This is a genomic window from Larkinella terrae (genome assembly GCF_009668025.1).
Taxonomy (GTDB): domain Bacteria; phylum Bacteroidota; class Bacteroidia; order Cytophagales; family Spirosomataceae; genus Larkinella; species Larkinella terrae.
On sequence record NZ_WJXZ01000013.1, the window covers coordinates 1 to 15,775 of the forward strand.

The following is a 15,775-nucleotide window of genomic DNA, read 5'->3' on the forward strand; positions in this document are numbered from 1 at the left end:
ATTTTCCAGAATGAACTCAGGCAGCAGGAACTGAATGATAGGTAAGAAACTCTCCAAAACAAATCGGTTTGATGAAAGCACAAACCTAGAAAAATCCTACGCACTCCACAACTTTTGGATTTGATCCGAAAAATCCTACGCACTCCACAACTTTTGGATTTGATCCCCTAAAAGGAAGGCGTGAGCAGCCAGAGAAGGGACAAACTGTTTGAAACACAAAAACCGCCAAATCTGAGTGATTTGACGGTTTTAAATGTTGGTCGTGACCAATACGGGAATCGAACCCGTGTTTCAGCCGTGAAAGGGCCGCGTCCTAACCGCTAGACGAATCGGCCATGTTCAGATTTCAGTTGGCTCGCCGTTGATTTGCTAACCCTGATTCTGAAATTGTGGTGCAAAGATACGGCTAAAATTGATTGCTGCAAATCCGAGATTAAAAAAAATCATTTTTCTTGCATTGAACGCAGATTTCGGGATTCGCCTTATTTTTGGGGATTGCCCGATAAATTCATTATTTGCACTTCATGAAACGATTCTCTTTGCTCGGTCTGTGCCTGTTTTCGGTTCTTACTGCACTCGCCCAGACCACCTTACAACATCCCGATCAATTTCTCGGCTATACCGTTGGCAAGCGGTTTACACCCCACCACCGGGTGCTGGCCTACGCCGAATACGTTGCCCGGACTTTACCGACCCGCGTAAAATTATTGCCCTACGGAACTACTTACGAAGGCCGTCAACTCATGGCAGTGGTCGTGGCTTCCGAAAAAAACATGTCCCAGTTGGACGAGATCCGTACCGCCCACCTGCAACGCATTGGGCTGGGATCGACCAGTGCTGCGTCAGCGAAGACTTCATCTCCCCAACCGCCCATCGCCTGGCTCAGTTACAACGTCCACGGTAATGAAGCGATCAGTTCTGAAGCATTCATGCTGGTGCTGCACGATCTGCTGAATTCTACCAATGCGGTTTCGCAAAAAATACTGGCCAATGCCGTTGTGGTTCTCGACCCCGGACTGAACCCGGACGGCCACGATCGGTACGTCAACTGGTACAACCAGATGAGTGGAGTCAACCCGGATCCGACGCCGATGGCCCGCGAACACAGCGAACCCTGGCCCGGTGGCCGTTACACCCACTACCTGTTCGATCCGAACCGCGACTGGGCGTGGCAAACCCAGGAAATCACGCAACAGCGAATGGCGCTCTACCAGCAATGGATGCCGCACCTCCACGGCGATTTCCACGAAATGGGTCCCGAAAGTCCGTACTATTTTGCGCCCTCGGCCAAACCGTACCACGAAGACATTACTCCCTGGCAGCGAGAATTCCAGCAGATTATCGGCAAGTATAATACCCGGTATTTTGACAAAAACGGCTGGCTGTACTTTACACGGGAGAATTTTGACCTGTTTTATCCGAGCTACGGCGACACCTGGCCGACCTACAACGGCGCCATCGGCATGACCTTTGAACAGGGCGGTGGCGGACGGGCCGGACTGGCGTACCGTAAAAACGACGGCGACACGCTGACCCTCCGCGAACGAATCGATCACCACCTCGCGGCCAGCTTTGCGACGCTCGAATCCGTGGCTGACCGCCCGGCTGACATTGTCAAAAACTTCAACTCCTTTTTTGAGAAATCGCAAACCAATCCGAATGGTGAATTCAAAAGCTACGTTATCAAAACCGCCAACGACGACGGGCGGATTGTAGCGCTTCGGAAGCTGCTTGACAACAATCAAATTCGCTACGGTCTGGCCGGAAAATCTCAGAAACTGATCGGTTTTAATTACCAGAATCAGAAAAACGAGTCAGTCTCGATAGAGAATAATGACTTGGTAATCAGCGCTTACCAGCCCAAATCAACCTTGTTGAAAATCCTTTTCGAACCCAAATCCGTCATGGAGGATTCCGTTACGTACGACATCACTTCCTGGTGCATTCCGTATGCTTATGGATTGAAAGCCTATGGGTTGAAAGAGAAATTATCACCCGCTTTATACGCAAACGCGGCAGGACAAGCGTCTTCAAACACGCCATCGGCCGGGCCAAAACCGTATGCCTACCTCGTGCGCTGGCAATCCGGTCAGGATGTCCGGTTTCTGGCCGGTTTATTGAAAAACAAAGTACGGGTTCGGGTGGCCGAGCGGACGTTCAGTCAGGACAACCAACGTTTTGAGCCCGGAACGCTCATCATTACCCGCGCGGGCAACGAACGGCTGGGCGACCGGTTTTATCAGATTCTGCAACAGGAAGCCGCGAAAAGCAGCATCCGGCTCATTCCGGCAACGACCGGTTTTGTCTCCGAAGGCGCCGATTTTGGTTCGGGAAGCGTTTTTTCGCTTAAAAATCCACGGGTTGCGGTCATTGCTGGTGATGTAACGTCGCCGACCTCGATGGGCGAAGTCTGGCACTATTTTGACCAGGACCTCGATTATCCGATTACTCTGCTCGATGCGAATGCCTTTGCCAATGCGGCCTTGCAGGAAATCGACGTGCTCATTTTGCCGCAAGGATACAATTACGGAAAAATGCTGAATGACCGAGCCCTGATGAAACTGAAGGATTGGGTTCAGGCGGGAGGAAAGCTGATTGTAATGGAGCGCGTCACCTCGTTTTTTGTCGATAAAGCCGATTTTGGCCTGAAGCGGAAAGATGAAAAATCGGAAGCCCGAAAAGAGAAAACCGACAAAAAACAAGCAGCGGATCTGGATGAGACCTTGAAACAATACGGCGAGCGCGAACGGGAAGCGGTTTCGGAAGAAACACCGGGCAGTGTCTACCGCGTCGATCTGGACCGCACGCATCCGCTGGCATTTGGCTACCAGAACGGCTATTTTGCGCTGGTTCAGAATGTGTATGACTACGATTTCCTGAAAGATGGCTGGAACGTCGGCTACCTGAAGAAAGACAATTACGTGGCCGGTTTCGTGGGAAAAAATGCCAAATCGAAGCTGAATAACACGCTGCTCTATGGCGTTCAGGAATTGGGCCGGGGCAGTATCGTCTACATGATGGACAATCCGCTGTTCCGCGGTTTCTGGTACAACGGAAAACTGCTGTTCGGCAATGCGGTTTTTATGGTGGGAAATTGAATGACGATTGACGATTGACCGTAGACCATTGACCAAAGATCAGAGAGGAATGCTCAGGCATTTTTATAATCACTGGTCAGTGGTCAATGGTCAATCGTCTACGGTCAATCGTCAATGGTCTATGGTCTACGGTCAATCGTCAACCTTACGGTTTCACCACCTTAAGCGTCCGGCTTTGTCCGTTGGTGCTGACTTTCAGGAAGAACAAACCGGCTGGCTGCGTCGTGATTCCGAAACGCTGGTGTTCGACTTCGGCCGCTTTGTCGATCTGGCGTTCCCCGATGATTCGACCCTGCATGTCGGTCAATGCAAACTGCAGCGGTTGTCCCATAACACCACGGACTTCCACTTCCACCTGATCTTTCACCGGATTACCCAGAATGACAACAGTCAGATTTCCGTAGGTTTCGGCCGACAGACGTCCGCTTGATGGGCAGTTCAACGGTTTACCCGAATCTTTCAAAACATAGCTGCTGCCCTGAACCCGCGCGTAAATCAACGTTGTTCCAACGCCTTTCAGGTTATCGGGAACCGTAAAGCTATAAGCATGGCTGCCATTTCCTTTCCCGGCATTCAGCAGATCGGATCGGTAAATATTGGCGACCGTACTGCCCCAAACCGTGCTTCCGGTGTAAAACTCGACCGTCACCGGCGTGTTCGGCTTCTTCCGATCCCAAACCCAGCCGCGGATGGTTCCGCATTCTACTTTGTCCAGAAATCCTTCGAATTCGCCCGATACACCACCGGAAGATGCCGGTGCAACCGTTAAAGCAAAGCTTACGCTGTTGCTGGCTCCGCCCGCGTCGGTGGCCTGGTAGGTCAGGTTAAACGTTCCCTCCTGCTCCGGCGTTCCACTGATCACGCGGGTAATGTTGTTGATTGACAATCCATTCGGTAATCCGGTTACGCCATACGACAGCGTCGTTCCTTCGGGGTCGGTAAAGGCAACGAGCGTGGCCGAAAAAGGCACCCCAACCTGCGCCGACAGGGGAGCAATGATCACCGTCGGCGTGGGCGGTTTTGGCAACTGGTTACCCGGGTTTTCACCGCTACCCTGGCAGATCAGGGCTTTGGGTGAATCTTTCAGAATAAAGCTGCCATTTGCTACGCGGGCCGACAGGTAATGCGGCAGGTTATTTTTTACCGATTCCGGAATCGAGAAAATAAATGCGTGTTTCCCGTTTCCTTTGCCAGCCGAAAGCAGGTCCTGGCGGAAAACATCCGCCGGAATCGTGGCAATCACGTTGGGGCCGTCCAGAATATCCACCGAAATAGCCGAGTTGATTTTGTTTTTATCCCAGGCCCAGCCCCGGAACGTGCCGCAGTCGGCCCCGTAAATAAATCCGTCGAAATTACCCGAAGCCGTTCCCGGAGCCACCACCACCGTGGCGCTGCCTGCCGGACTGATGCAGCTTCCCACCGTGCAGGTGGCGGAATACACCAGCGTTCCGGTAGCCGAAGTTGGTACGGAGATACTTGAGTTGGAACCGCTGCTCCCGTTCGGGCCAGACCACGAAATGGCTCCGGATTCACAACCGGTAATCGTCAGCGAGACGTAAGGCGTATTTTGAAAGACGGTTACATTACTTTGGCCCGACATGCCGATAACCGGAGCCGACGGATTTTCAAGAACGGTAAGTGTAAACGCATCCGACCAGGCTTCCCCGCCCAGACCGTTGACCTGGCAGTAATACGAATCCGAATCGCCGGGTTGAACGCCGGTCAGCGACAGCGTTGCGGAAGTTTGTCCATCCAGCAGTGTGCCGGACGTACTGGCCTCTCCCTTGTACCATTGATATGTCAATTCATCGCCCAAAGCCGAAATGGTGGAAGTTACATTGCTTCCCTGACAAACCGTCGACGAACCCGGAGATGGTTGCTGATCGATGGCGGTAGCCGTGTAAATGTCAACCCGAACCGTCGAACCACCATCCAGTAATCCAACAAAACCGGCCGCAAAAAGCGCTTTATTTCCAACGCTGGTCGAGGCCAGATCTTTCCGTTTCTTGGAAAGGGCATCCGTCGACCAGTTGTTTGTCCGCATATCAAAAACATCGACGGTCGTTACCGTTTCCGTCAGGATCGTATTGGGTATCAGCGCTTCACCACCGGCAAAGAAAACTTTATCGCCCACCGTGGTAGCCGTCAGATAGGCTCGTTTCTGGGAAAGGGAGGTCTGCGTCCAGGAGTTTAAAGCAATATCATACACGTCAATCCGGTCTGAGAAACCGCCTATCAGGCCTTTGTAGCCACCCGCAAAATAAATCTTTCCACCGGCAACAACTGCCGTCAAACCCGCCCGGGCTTCCGATAATTCTGCCGTTGACCACGTTCCATTTGCAACATTATAAATATCGACCCGTTTTGAATAACCGGATATCAGGCCTTTAAAACCTCCGGCAAAATAGATTTTTCCACCGGCAGCCACGCCCGTTAGCTCGGAACGTGATTCCGAAAGCTCGGCCGTCGACCAGTTTTTATCGACCAGATCATAAATATCCACGGTTTTGGTTGATTGCAGGGTTGGAACAAACCGTCCCTGTAAACTCATCCCACCCGCGAAAACCACTTTGCGACCCGCCTGGGCGGAAGCCAGCCGCGACCGGCTTTCGGACAAATTAGCCATTGACCAGGAATTATTCGTGACGCTGTACATGTCCACCCGTTTGGAAAGACCTTTTTCGTCATAACTGCCTCCACCCGCAAAAAACACGGAGTCGGGAGAAGCCGTTGCGGTCAACGCACCCCTTTTTTCGGATAAATTGGCGGTTGACCAGGAATCGCCGGAAATCGTATAAATGTCGACCTTATCGGTTGCTTCCAGGCCTTCAAAACCGCCCCCGAAAAAGGCTTTTCCGCCCGCGCTGGCCCCAGCCAGCTTGTTCCGGCTTTGACTCACTGAGGACGTGGTCCATTGAGCGGTCGCGTCTGATATACTCAGCAACCAGAGGGAAAATACCCCAATAAACTGGGCAAAAAGGAGAGATTTTTTCATAAAGGGTAATAAGGGTTATGGTGAAACTGACTAAATGAAAAGACTTCCTGATCAGCATTGATCAGGTTGGGTAATCGGACAAAAAAAATTAAGAAGAGTAAACTTTTCGATACGTAAAGGAGCGTTCTTCTAAGCGCAGACGATCGATTAATCGGGAAGTAAAGGCGAACGTAACCATCAGATTCAGGAATTATCGGACAGGATTGGGACTTGACATTGCAAAATATGAACAAAATCTATAATAATGCTAACTTCAAGTTAATTCATATGAAAAAAGTGGTTACCTGTAATTTTTACTCACAAAAAAACCGGACGACTATTCCTTTCGTCCGGTTTTGAGATGATTAATTTTAGAGGTTAAGTAGTAATAGCCAGGATTTGTGAAAAGCCAAATGGCTTATTTCTCCAATCGCTCATTGTACCAGTTCGGCCAGGTAACCAAGCAGTTTTTCCGCCGTTTCCGGGGTACGGCGACCCAAACCGCAGGAGGTGGAAATATCAATCAGCTGTCCTCGGATGGCTTCAATGCGGTCACGCAACTGGCGGTTTTCCTCGAGCGTCCGTTTTTCGTGGACAAAACCGGCAATGAACCGGGTTTCGGCGGGCAGTCGGACGTTTTTGAGCGGGTTATAGAAGGCAGCGTCGGCAGGTGGCGGCACCAGCCCTTCTGCCAACGGATAATGGATATACGCCAGCTTGTGTTGAATCGGCCATTCATCCACCAGCTTATTCGAAAATGCCACCATTTTCCCGAGGTGTTTGGGGTGAACCAACGCGTGGTTGTGGTAATCCCCCAGACATAAATGAATGCCAATCTGCGCCGGATTGATTTTTGACAACAAATCCTGAATCGGTTTCAAGGCCCAGCCCATCAGCGGTTTTGGCAGCATGTAAGCCGCATACAACTCCGGCGGCACTTCAAGCTGAACGATGACATCGTTACCGGCTTCGTCCAGAGCCGCATTTACCTCCCGGGCAATCACCGTGTTGAAGGCGTAGGTGTACCGAATCCACTGAAGCTGGCTGGCAAACGCAAAGCCCATTGCAAAACCAGTCGGCACGCCCAGCTGAAACTTCAAATGAGGCAGGTTCCGTTCTTCCCGCAACCGCCTGAATATTGGGTAGCTGCTTCGAAAAAAATCGTCGTAACCGAGCTTCACGTAGTCCGGCATTTCGGCGGGCGACCGCAGCGGTTTTAGCTTTTGAAAATGGTCGTAATCGGTGGCCATACCGTCTAACCCGCGAACTGGCTGTTTTACAATTTTCCAGTTGGTTGGGTCAGCCGTAATTTTTTCGATGGCATATACCACCCATGCGATGCGGTTTCCCTGCGGAAAAGCCGGTGATTTTTCGCCGATTTCGCCGTCGGGCAGGCAGAACAACGAGGAAGCCAGCGCGTCGAGGGCCCGGGTCATGCACGCTTCTTCATTGGAAAAGGGTAGGCTGCCGACCAGGAGAGACGAACGTTCAGGGACTTTTTTCAGCGGTTGCGGCTCCGCCAAACCGGACGATTGTTGTTGTTTCACAGTCGTTTAAGGATAGAGTTTCGGAAGTCCTGAAAATACGAACAATTATTTATCCTTCCCGTTACGTTTGCGTTATCTTTGTTATTCCGTCCCGAAAACTCACTAAAAAATAGCGCGCCTTTGTGAAAATTTTACGTTTGCTTCTTCCCTGTATTTTAGTTTGCACTACCCTTTTAGCCCAGAAGAAAAACGAATCCTATCAATACCACATTCGTCAAACCGTGCCGACCGACCGGGCTCCGCACCTGAAAATTGACGGTGTCATGGACGAACAAGCCTGGCTGGAAGCCGAAACCGCTTCCAATTTTTACATGGTTTTGCCGATGGACACCAGTTACGCCAAACTGCGAACGGACGTTAAAATGACGTACGATCAACAAAATCTGTACATCATCGCTGTCTGTTATTACGGCCGAAATCCGGATAGTTCGTTTATCAATCGCCCGTTTGTTCAATCGCTCCGGCGGGATTGGGAATTTGGCAAAAACGACAATTTTATCTTCTTCATGGACCCGTTCGACGACCAGACCAACGGTTTTACGTTCGGAGCCAATGCCGTCGGGGCGCAGTGGGACGGTTTGCTGTATGAGGGCGGAAAAGCCAATTTGAGCTGGGATAACAAATGGTATTCAGTCGTCAAAAATTACGAAGACCGCTATGTTTTTGAAGCAGCCATTCCATTCAAAACCATTCGGTACAAAAAAGGAATTACACGCTGGGGCATCAATTTCAGCCGTCAGGATCTGAAAACCACCGAAAAATCGAGCTGGGCACCCGTACCCCGGCAATTTCCGACGGCTTCGCTGGCCTACACCGGAACGATCGTCTGGGACCAGCCCCCACCGCAGGCCGGTTCCAATATTTCCCTGATTCCGTACGCCCTCGGCGGTTTGACGCGCGACTACGCCAATGATAAACCGACCGCGTACCGGGGTGATGTCGGTCTGGATGCAAAGGTGGCCGTTACGTCGTCGCTCAATCTGGATTTGACGGTAAACCCGGATTTCTCGCAGGTCGATGTCGATCAACAGGTGACCAACCTTGACCGTTTTGAATTATTTTTTCCGGAAAGGCGCCAGTTTTTCCTCGAAAACGGTGACCAGATTTCCAACTTCGGTTACGCCAACATCCGTCCGTTCTTCTCCCGCCGAATCGGTCTGGGAGTCCCCATCCGGTTTGGGGCCCGGCTTAGCGGCAAACTGAACAAAGACTGGCGGATCGGCGTGATGGATATGCAAACCGGAAAGGTTGATGCCACCGGTTTGCCCGCCCAGAATTTCGCCGTCGTGGCCCTTCAGCGAAGGATTTTTTCGCGCTCAAACATCGGGGCCATTTTCATCAACAAAGAATCGTTGAATTACGAACCGGGTGCCGTCGAAGCCGGGAAACCGACCTATTCCAAATTCAACCGGAATTTCGGGTTTGAATACAATCTGGCGTCGTCCAACAACGTCTGGACTGGTAAAGCCATCGTACTCAAATCCTTCGATCCACAAAACTCCAGCCGCAGCATGGTTCACGCGGCCAATCTGCTTTACAGCACCCGGAAATGGATTGTTGGCTGGCAACACGAATACGTCGGCAGCAATTACTCGGCGGAAGTCGGCTACGTGCCGCGTCGGGGCTACATCAAAGCCAATCCGACCGCCAGCTACCTAATGTTTCCCAAAGGCGGCTCCGTACTTAGCCACGGGCCGCAAATCACGTCGTATTTTATTTACGACGAAGCCTTCCGGAAAACCGACAACGAAACCGTGGCCATGTACCTAACCACGTTCCGGACCAAGAGCGTTTTTGCGGTTTGGGTAGGCCACGATTACATCCGGCTTCTGCAGCCCTTCGACCCCACCAACTCCGGGCGTGATACGCTGGCTCGCGGCTCCGAACACCGCTGGAACGCCGTGGGCGTCGATTACATTTCCAAACCGCAAAGTGTCTTTACGTACTCATTTTCAGGGAGGTACGGAGGATATTACGCCAACGGCACGCGTCTGAACCTGGTTACGGCGCTGGGCTACCGGTTTCAGCCTTTCGTAAGTTTAGCTGTAAGCGCCAATTACAACGACATTCGGGTTCCCGAAACGAATTCGAACGTAAAATTCTGGCTGGTTGGTCCGCGCATTGACCTGACAATGACCAATAAACTGTTCTTCACGACCTTTGTGCAGTATAACGAGCAGGCCAAAAACGTCAATCTGAACACCCGGTTTCAGTGGCGTTATGCACCGGCCTCCGACCTGTTCATCGTGTATACCGATAACTACCTACCCGGTTCGCTAACGGTTAAAAACCGGGCGCTGGTGCTGAAACTGACCTACTGGTGGAACGTATAATAAACTTTCTAAAAACAAATGACTGAAATCGGGAGTTTGTCAGGGAGAAACTTAATCCCACAAACCATGCGTAATTTCACTCATTTTCTCAATATGCTTGCGGTCAGCCTCTTTTTGCTGGTTGGCATGACAAGTTGCGAAGTCATTGGCGATATATTCAAAGCGGGCGCCTGGACCGGAGCGATCCTGGTCATTGCCGTCATCGGACTTATTATCTGGGGCGTCTCGCGCCTTTTCGGCGGAGGGAAGAGCTAAGAGCGGATTGGCGGTTTTTGGTATACGGTTTTCCGTTGGATCCTACAGTCAGTATTTGTTGTTTAAATACACCTGCGCCAACCGAAAACCGTATATCCGAAACCGTGAATTGTTTTACGCAACCAGTTCGACGAGATTGTCATGTTGAAGAACCGCCCGCATCCGTTCCCCCAGATCGTCGGAAGCCGCGTAAAGGGGCAGACGAACAGTTGAATTGATCAACCCAAGTATTTCCAGAATCTTCTTGATTCCCACCGGGTTACCTTCTTCATACAGCAGCGGATCGATGCGCAGGAAATGCCCCAGCTCCGTGCGGGCAAAAGCAAAATCGCCTTTCAGAGCAGCATGGATCATGTTCGAGAACTTCGCTGGGAACGCATTGGCTACCACCGACATAACGCCCACTCCGCCAATGCTGATGATGGGAACGCCCTGGACGTCATCGCCCGAAATCAACAGAAAATCCTCCGGTTTGTCGCGGGCAATTTCCATGCACTGCTCAATGACACAGGATGCTTCCTTGACACCGATGATGTTTGGATGTTCAGCCAGGGTGCAAATCGTTTCGGCCGACATGTTGATGCCGGTTCTTGGCGGAATATTATAGAGAATTACCGGCACCTGGCTGGCGTCGGCAATGCGGGTAAAGTGTTCGATTACTCCCCGTTTTCCAGGTTTATTGTAGTAAGGACAAACCGACAGAATTGCATCAATTCCCTCGAAATCAGTATCTTTAATTGTCTCGATCACATCGGGCGTTACATTGCCGCCGATGCCGTAAACGATCGGTAATTTCTTCGGGTTATTTTCCTTTACATATTGAAGCAACTGTTTCTTTTCCGATTTTTTCACCGTTGGTGATTCACCCGTGGTACCTTGTAGCACAATATAATCGACTCCTCCGTCGGAAATGTGCTGAACAATCCGGCCAAAACCATCAAGATCAATGGTCAGGTCGTCGTTGAACGGGGTAACGATGGCGACCCCAACGCCGTGAAAACGAGAATTCATGAACGAAATCTGGATTAGAAGGAATATGCAAATCGGAAATTAGAACAAAGGTACGGTTTTTCAGCGTGAAACGGTATGCCTTCTGGTCTAACTACTTAACATTGCCATAAACTCGTCCTCGCCGATCATGGTCACGCCCATTTTGGTCGCTTTCTCCACTTTCGACGGGCCGGGATTTTCGCCGACAATGAGGTAATTGAGCTTTTTGGAAACGCCCCCCAGCAAACGGCCGCCGTGGGCTTCGATCTCATTCTCAAGTTCTTCGCGGGAAAAATTAGCAAAGGTTCCGGTGTACAGAAACGTTTTGCCGACCAGCGACTCCCCTTTTCGTTCCACGGCCACGCGGTCGGTTTCCATTTGCAAACCCGCCAGCCGCAACCGCTCGACAAACGCCTGGTTATCGACATCGGCAAACCAGGCCACGACACTCTGTGCAATCCGGTCGCCGACTTCCGGAACGCCCAGCAGGGCTTCGTGCGAAGCTGTTCGGAGCGCGTCGATGCTGCCGAAATAATCCGCGAGTTTTTCCGCCGTCGTATTGCCCACGTACCGGATTCCAATCGCAAATAACACATTGGCAAACGGTTGCGCTTTCGAGCGTTCGAGCGCCGAGAGAATGTTTTCGACCGACTTTTCGCGTAAACTTACCACCCGGATTTTACCGGTTTCGGCCTCTGTGAATGTTTTTTCCAGCCCCAGCAATTTTTCAAACGTCAGTTCGTATAAATCCGCCGGGCTGCGAACCAGCCCCCGGTCGATCAGCATTTCGATTTTTCCCTCGCCCAGACTTTCAATGTTCATTGCGCGTCGCTGGATGAAGTGCTCAAATCGCGCCTGGAGTTGGGGAGGACAGCCTTTTTCGTTCGGGCAATAGAAATGCGCTTCGCCTTCTTTCCGTATTAACGGCGTCTGGCAGGCCGGGCATTCGGTCGGATACACAATCGGCACGCTGGCTTCGGTCCGTTTGCTCAGGTCGACACCGGTTATTTTCGGAATAATTTCCCCGCCTTTTTCGACGAAAACCGTATCATTCAGCCTCACGCCCAGCCGCTCGATTTCGTTGGAATTGTGCAGCGATGCCCGCCGAACGACCGTTCCGGCCAGCAAAACCGGTTTGAGATTGGCAACGGGTGTAACCGCACCCGTCCGGCCCACCTGGTAAGAAACGCTGTTCAGAACGGTGCTGGCCGCCAGGGCTTTGTATTTGAATGCAATGGCCCAGCGTGGACTTTTCGCGGTAAAACCCAGTTCGCGCTGCTGGTCGTAGCGATTGATTTTGATGACAATTCCGTCGGTAGCCAGGGGCAGTTCGAACCGCCGGGTTTCCCATTCATCGATAAACGCCATGACCTCCTGAATGGAACCGCATTTGCGCCAGGTTTGGGAGACGTTGAAACCCCAGTCTTTCATCGCGATCAGACTTTCTTCGTGCGTCTGAAAAATTTCCGGTTCCGACAAAAACGAGTAAACGTAGCAATTGAGCCGCCGTCTGGCCACCGCGCCTGAATCCTGTTGCTTAAACGTGCCGGAAGCCGCGTTGCGCGGATTGGCCAGCAACGGTTCGCCAATGTCTTCCCGTTCGCGATTGATTCGCTCAAATTCGGCCAGCGGCAAAAAACCTTCCCCCCGCACTTCAAAAAGGGGCGGAACGGCGGTACTATTCACTTTCAATGGCAAGGTACGAATCGTGCGGACGTTAGCCGTAATGTCGTCGCCCCGGGTGCCGTCGCCCCGGGTAACTCCGCGCGCCAGGATGCCGTTTTCGTAGGCCAGACTGAGCGCCACTCCGTCGAATTTCAACTCACAAATGTACTCATAGTCAGCGCCGTTCAGGCCTTTATGGACCCGGACGTCAAACTCCGTCAGGTCAGTTTCTGAATACGTATTACCGAGCGACAGCATTGGAAACCGGTGGTAAACCGTGGCAAATTCCTTGCTGACGGTGCCGCCAACCCGATGCGTTGGCGAGTCGGGGCGGCTGAATTCGGGGTATTGTTTTTCCAGGGCCGAAAGCTCCTCCAGCAATTTGTCAAATGTAAAATCATCGACCTCAGAAATACTGTTTTGGTAGTATTGGAAGTTATAATAGTTAAGCCGGTCGGTAAGTTCGGCAATGCGTTCCTGCGGATTCATTCTATTTTTGAATAAAAATTCAAGGATTAAAACAAAATACGTAAAAGTAGGGATTAGACCGTAATTCGAATAAATTCCTGTACTGACTCGACCACCAGTTCTGAAATGTTCCAACAAAAGAATTAATTTTGGTGTCAACTTTGCCAATTCGGACACATAAATTCAATTGAACGCTCTTTTATGACCCAACCACTGATTGCGCCTTCGATCCTGGCGGCAGACTTTGCAAATCTTCAACGGGATGTTGAATTGCTCAACCGAAGTGAGGCCGATTGGATTCACGTGGATATCATGGACGGCGTTTTTGTTCCGAATATTTCGTTTGGAATCCCGGTTTGCGAAGCTGTCAACCGCCACGCAACCAAACCCTTAGACGTGCATCTGATGATTGTTCAACCCGAACGGTACATCGAGGCATTTGCCAAAGCCGGAGCGGCTCATCCCGGGCGCCCCGGAACCATCACCGTTCACCTCGAAGCCTGTACGCACCTGCACCGCACCCTGACGCAAATCCGGGAAACCGGTTGCCGGGCCGGCGTTGCCCTGAATCCACACTCATCCGTTGACTTATTAACGGACGTTCTCGACGAAATCGATCTGGTTTTGATCATGTCCGTCAACCCCGGATTTGGTGGACAATCGTTTATTCCCCATACCTTGCAAAAAATTCGGAGAATGCGCCGACTTTTGGCGGAATCCGGAAACGATGCGTTGATCGAGGTAGACGGGGGCATCAGTACGGATAACGTTGCGGCTTTAGTCGAAGCCGGAGCCGACGTGCTGGTTGCCGGAAGTTCGGTTTTTCGCGCAAACGATCCCGCCGAGGCCATTCATGCATTGAAACACTTCGACCGGGCGGCCTATCCGGCTTAAGCTCCGGCATAGGAGCGCCGAACCGAAGTTTAGACCAATTATTCGAGCATACTCATTTGGCATGTATACAAAGATTTTTTGTACTCTAGTAGCGGGTGGAATGTTTTCGCTGTCCGTAATGTCCTGCAAGCAGACCCCTGCGACCAGCAACGACCCAACCACGGCAAACGATTCTACGGTTGTAGAAGCTTCGGTTCCGACGGTCGACTGGGCCAAAAATGCCACCATCTACGAAGTGAACCTGCGGCAGTTTTCGCAGGAAGGCACCTTTAAAGCCGTTGAACAGCAACTCACCCGGTTAAAGGAATTGGGGGTCGATATCCTCTGGATCATGCCGATCTACCCCATCAGTAAGGAAAACCAGCGGACGTTGCCGGGAAATCCGTACGCCGTCGAAGATTACAAAGCCGTTAACCCAGAATTCGGAACCCTGGCCGACTTTAAAGACCTGGTGAAACAAGCCCACGACCTGGGCATGCGCGTCATTCTCGACTGGGTCCCCAACCATACCGGCCGCTCCCATTCCTGGGTCAAGCAGCATCCGGACTGGTACACGAAAATCAACGGAAAAATGTCTCCGCCCATCAATGACGAGGGCAAAGTAACCGACCGGCCGGATGTGCTCAATTTGAATTATAAAAATCCGGAGGTAAAAGCCGCCATGACCGACGCCATGCAGTTCTGGGTGCGGGAATGCGACATCGACGGCTACCGCTGTGAAGTGGCCGGTTTTGTGCCGGATGACTTCTGGGCCAACCTGCGTCCGAAACTCGACAGCATCAAACCGGTTTTTATGCTGGCGGAATGGGAGGACAAACCGGAGCATTTCAAAGAATGCTTTAACATGAATTATGCCTGGCGGATGCACCAGCTGATGAAAATGATTGCCAAAGGCAAACGCCCTGCTACGTCCATCGACTCCCTGCTGGCCTTTAACCAGAAGCGGTTTCCGCGCTGGTACTACCAGATGCAGTTTACCCAGAATCACGATGAGAACGCCTGGACCGGAACCGGAACCGAACTATTCGGCAACGGGGTCGATGCCTTTACGGTTTTGGCGTTTACTTTCGACGGAATGCCGCTGGTTTACAACGGTATGGAGTCCAACCTGAGCAAACGATTGAAATTTTACGAAAAAGATCCCATATACTGGGGGAATTACAGCAAAACTGATTTCTACAAAACGTTGTTAACCTTGAAGCACCGCAACCGCGCCCTTTGGAACGGCCAGGCCGGTGGCCCGCTGATCAAAATTCCGACCGAAAAAGACGATAAGGTGTACGCTTTTTATCGCCAGCAGGAAAATGATCGGGTGGTCGTCATCGTTAATCTTAGCCCCACCCCGCAAACCATTCGGCTCAATGGAGACGGTTTCGAGGGCGTTTACACGGAAGTCTTCAGCCGCCAGCCCTCCGAATTGCGGAACTCGCTGACGTTTGCGCTAAAACCGTGGGAGTATAAAGTGTATACAAATTAAAGAAATGAATAATGAACAATGAATAACTGCCGCCAGTCACTCAGCATCTTCCAGTATTCATTGATCAGTATTCA

Annotated in this window: 9 protein-coding genes and 1 tRNA gene; 5 read left to right on the forward strand and 5 right to left on the reverse strand. The window is 51.4% G+C overall.

All coding sequences use genetic code 11. The features are described 5' to 3' along the window. Window positions 1-263: 263 nt before the first annotated feature. A tRNA-Glu gene (locus GJJ30_RS20530) sits at window positions 264-335 on the reverse strand. A 189-nt stretch (window positions 336-524) separates the two neighbouring features. Here GJJ30_RS20530 and GJJ30_RS20535 point away from each other — a divergent pair. Then, window positions 525-3,098, forward strand: a complete 2,574-nt coding sequence (locus GJJ30_RS20535; protein ID WP_154177070.1) for a M14 family metallopeptidase — start codon at window positions 525-527, stop codon at window positions 3,096-3,098. A gap of 145 nt (window positions 3,099-3,243) precedes the next feature. On the opposite strand, the gene GJJ30_RS20540 is transcribed toward GJJ30_RS20535, so the two are convergent. Further along, window positions 3,244-6,093, reverse strand: coding sequence for a Kelch repeat-containing protein (locus tag GJJ30_RS20540; RefSeq protein WP_154177071.1), 2,850 nt, complete (start codon window positions 6,091-6,093; stop codon window positions 3,244-3,246). 413 nt (window positions 6,094-6,506) lie between these two features. Further along, window positions 6,507-7,619: a hypothetical protein gene (locus GJJ30_RS20545; RefSeq protein ID WP_154177072.1), complete on the reverse strand. Its 1,113-nt coding sequence runs from the start codon at window positions 7,617-7,619 to the stop codon at window positions 6,507-6,509. Between the two features lie 122 nt (window positions 7,620-7,741). Between GJJ30_RS20545 and GJJ30_RS20550 the strand changes: the two genes are divergently transcribed. Further along, window positions 7,742-9,952 (forward strand): DUF5916 domain-containing protein, encoded by a 2,211-nt coding sequence (locus GJJ30_RS20550; protein ID WP_310588346.1) that lies wholly within the window; start codon window positions 7,742-7,744, stop codon window positions 9,950-9,952. A gap of 66 nt (window positions 9,953-10,018) precedes the next feature. Next, complete coding sequence (locus GJJ30_RS20555) at window positions 10,019-10,207, forward strand: hypothetical protein (protein ID WP_154177073.1); 189 nt, start codon at window positions 10,019-10,021, stop codon at window positions 10,205-10,207. Window positions 10,208-10,321: 114 nt separating this feature from the next. On the opposite strand, the gene dapA is transcribed toward GJJ30_RS20555, so the two are convergent. Then, window positions 10,322-11,218, reverse strand: coding sequence for a 4-hydroxy-tetrahydrodipicolinate synthase (dapA, locus tag GJJ30_RS20560; protein ID WP_154177074.1), 897 nt, complete (start codon window positions 11,216-11,218; stop codon window positions 10,322-10,324). A gap of 87 nt (window positions 11,219-11,305) precedes the next feature. Then, the gene (gene ligA, locus GJJ30_RS20565; RefSeq protein ID WP_154177075.1) at window positions 11,306-13,351 is read right to left on the reverse strand and encodes an NAD-dependent DNA ligase LigA; all 2,046 of its coding nucleotides are present in this window, start codon (window positions 13,349-13,351) and stop codon (window positions 11,306-11,308) included. 180 nt (window positions 13,352-13,531) lie between these two features. Here ligA and rpe point away from each other — a divergent pair, with 180 nt between their 5' ends. Beyond that, the gene (rpe, locus tag GJJ30_RS20570; protein WP_154177076.1) at window positions 13,532-14,224 is read left to right on the forward strand and encodes a ribulose-phosphate 3-epimerase; all 693 of its coding nucleotides are present in this window, start codon (window positions 13,532-13,534) and stop codon (window positions 14,222-14,224) included. A gap of 118 nt (window positions 14,225-14,342) precedes the next feature. Further along, window positions 14,343-15,701: an alpha-amylase family glycosyl hydrolase gene (locus GJJ30_RS20575; protein ID WP_229313295.1), complete on the forward strand. Its 1,359-nt coding sequence runs from the start codon at window positions 14,343-14,345 to the stop codon at window positions 15,699-15,701. Window positions 15,702-15,775: the final 74 nt, after the last annotated feature.

Coding starts and splice junctions, on each gene's coding strand:
- dapA (WP_154177074.1), bottom strand. CDS start 11,218: ATGAATTCTCGTTTTCACGGCGTTGGGGTCGCCATCGTTACCCCGTTC.
- GJJ30_RS20555 (WP_154177073.1), top strand. CDS start 10,019: ATGCGTAATTTCACTCATTTTCTCAATATGCTTGCGGTCAGCCTCTTT.
- ligA (WP_154177075.1), bottom strand. CDS start 13,351: ATGAATCCGCAGGAACGCATTGCCGAACTTACCGACCGGCTTAACTAT.
- rpe (WP_154177076.1), top strand. CDS start 13,532: ATGACCCAACCACTGATTGCGCCTTCGATCCTGGCGGCAGACTTTGCA.
- GJJ30_RS20540 (WP_154177071.1), bottom strand. CDS start 6,093: ATGAAAAAATCTCTCCTTTTTGCCCAGTTTATTGGGGTATTTTCCCTC.
- GJJ30_RS20535 (WP_154177070.1), top strand. CDS start 525: ATGAAACGATTCTCTTTGCTCGGTCTGTGCCTGTTTTCGGTTCTTACT.
- GJJ30_RS20575 (WP_229313295.1), top strand. CDS start 14,343: ATGTCCTGCAAGCAGACCCCTGCGACCAGCAACGACCCAACCACGGCA.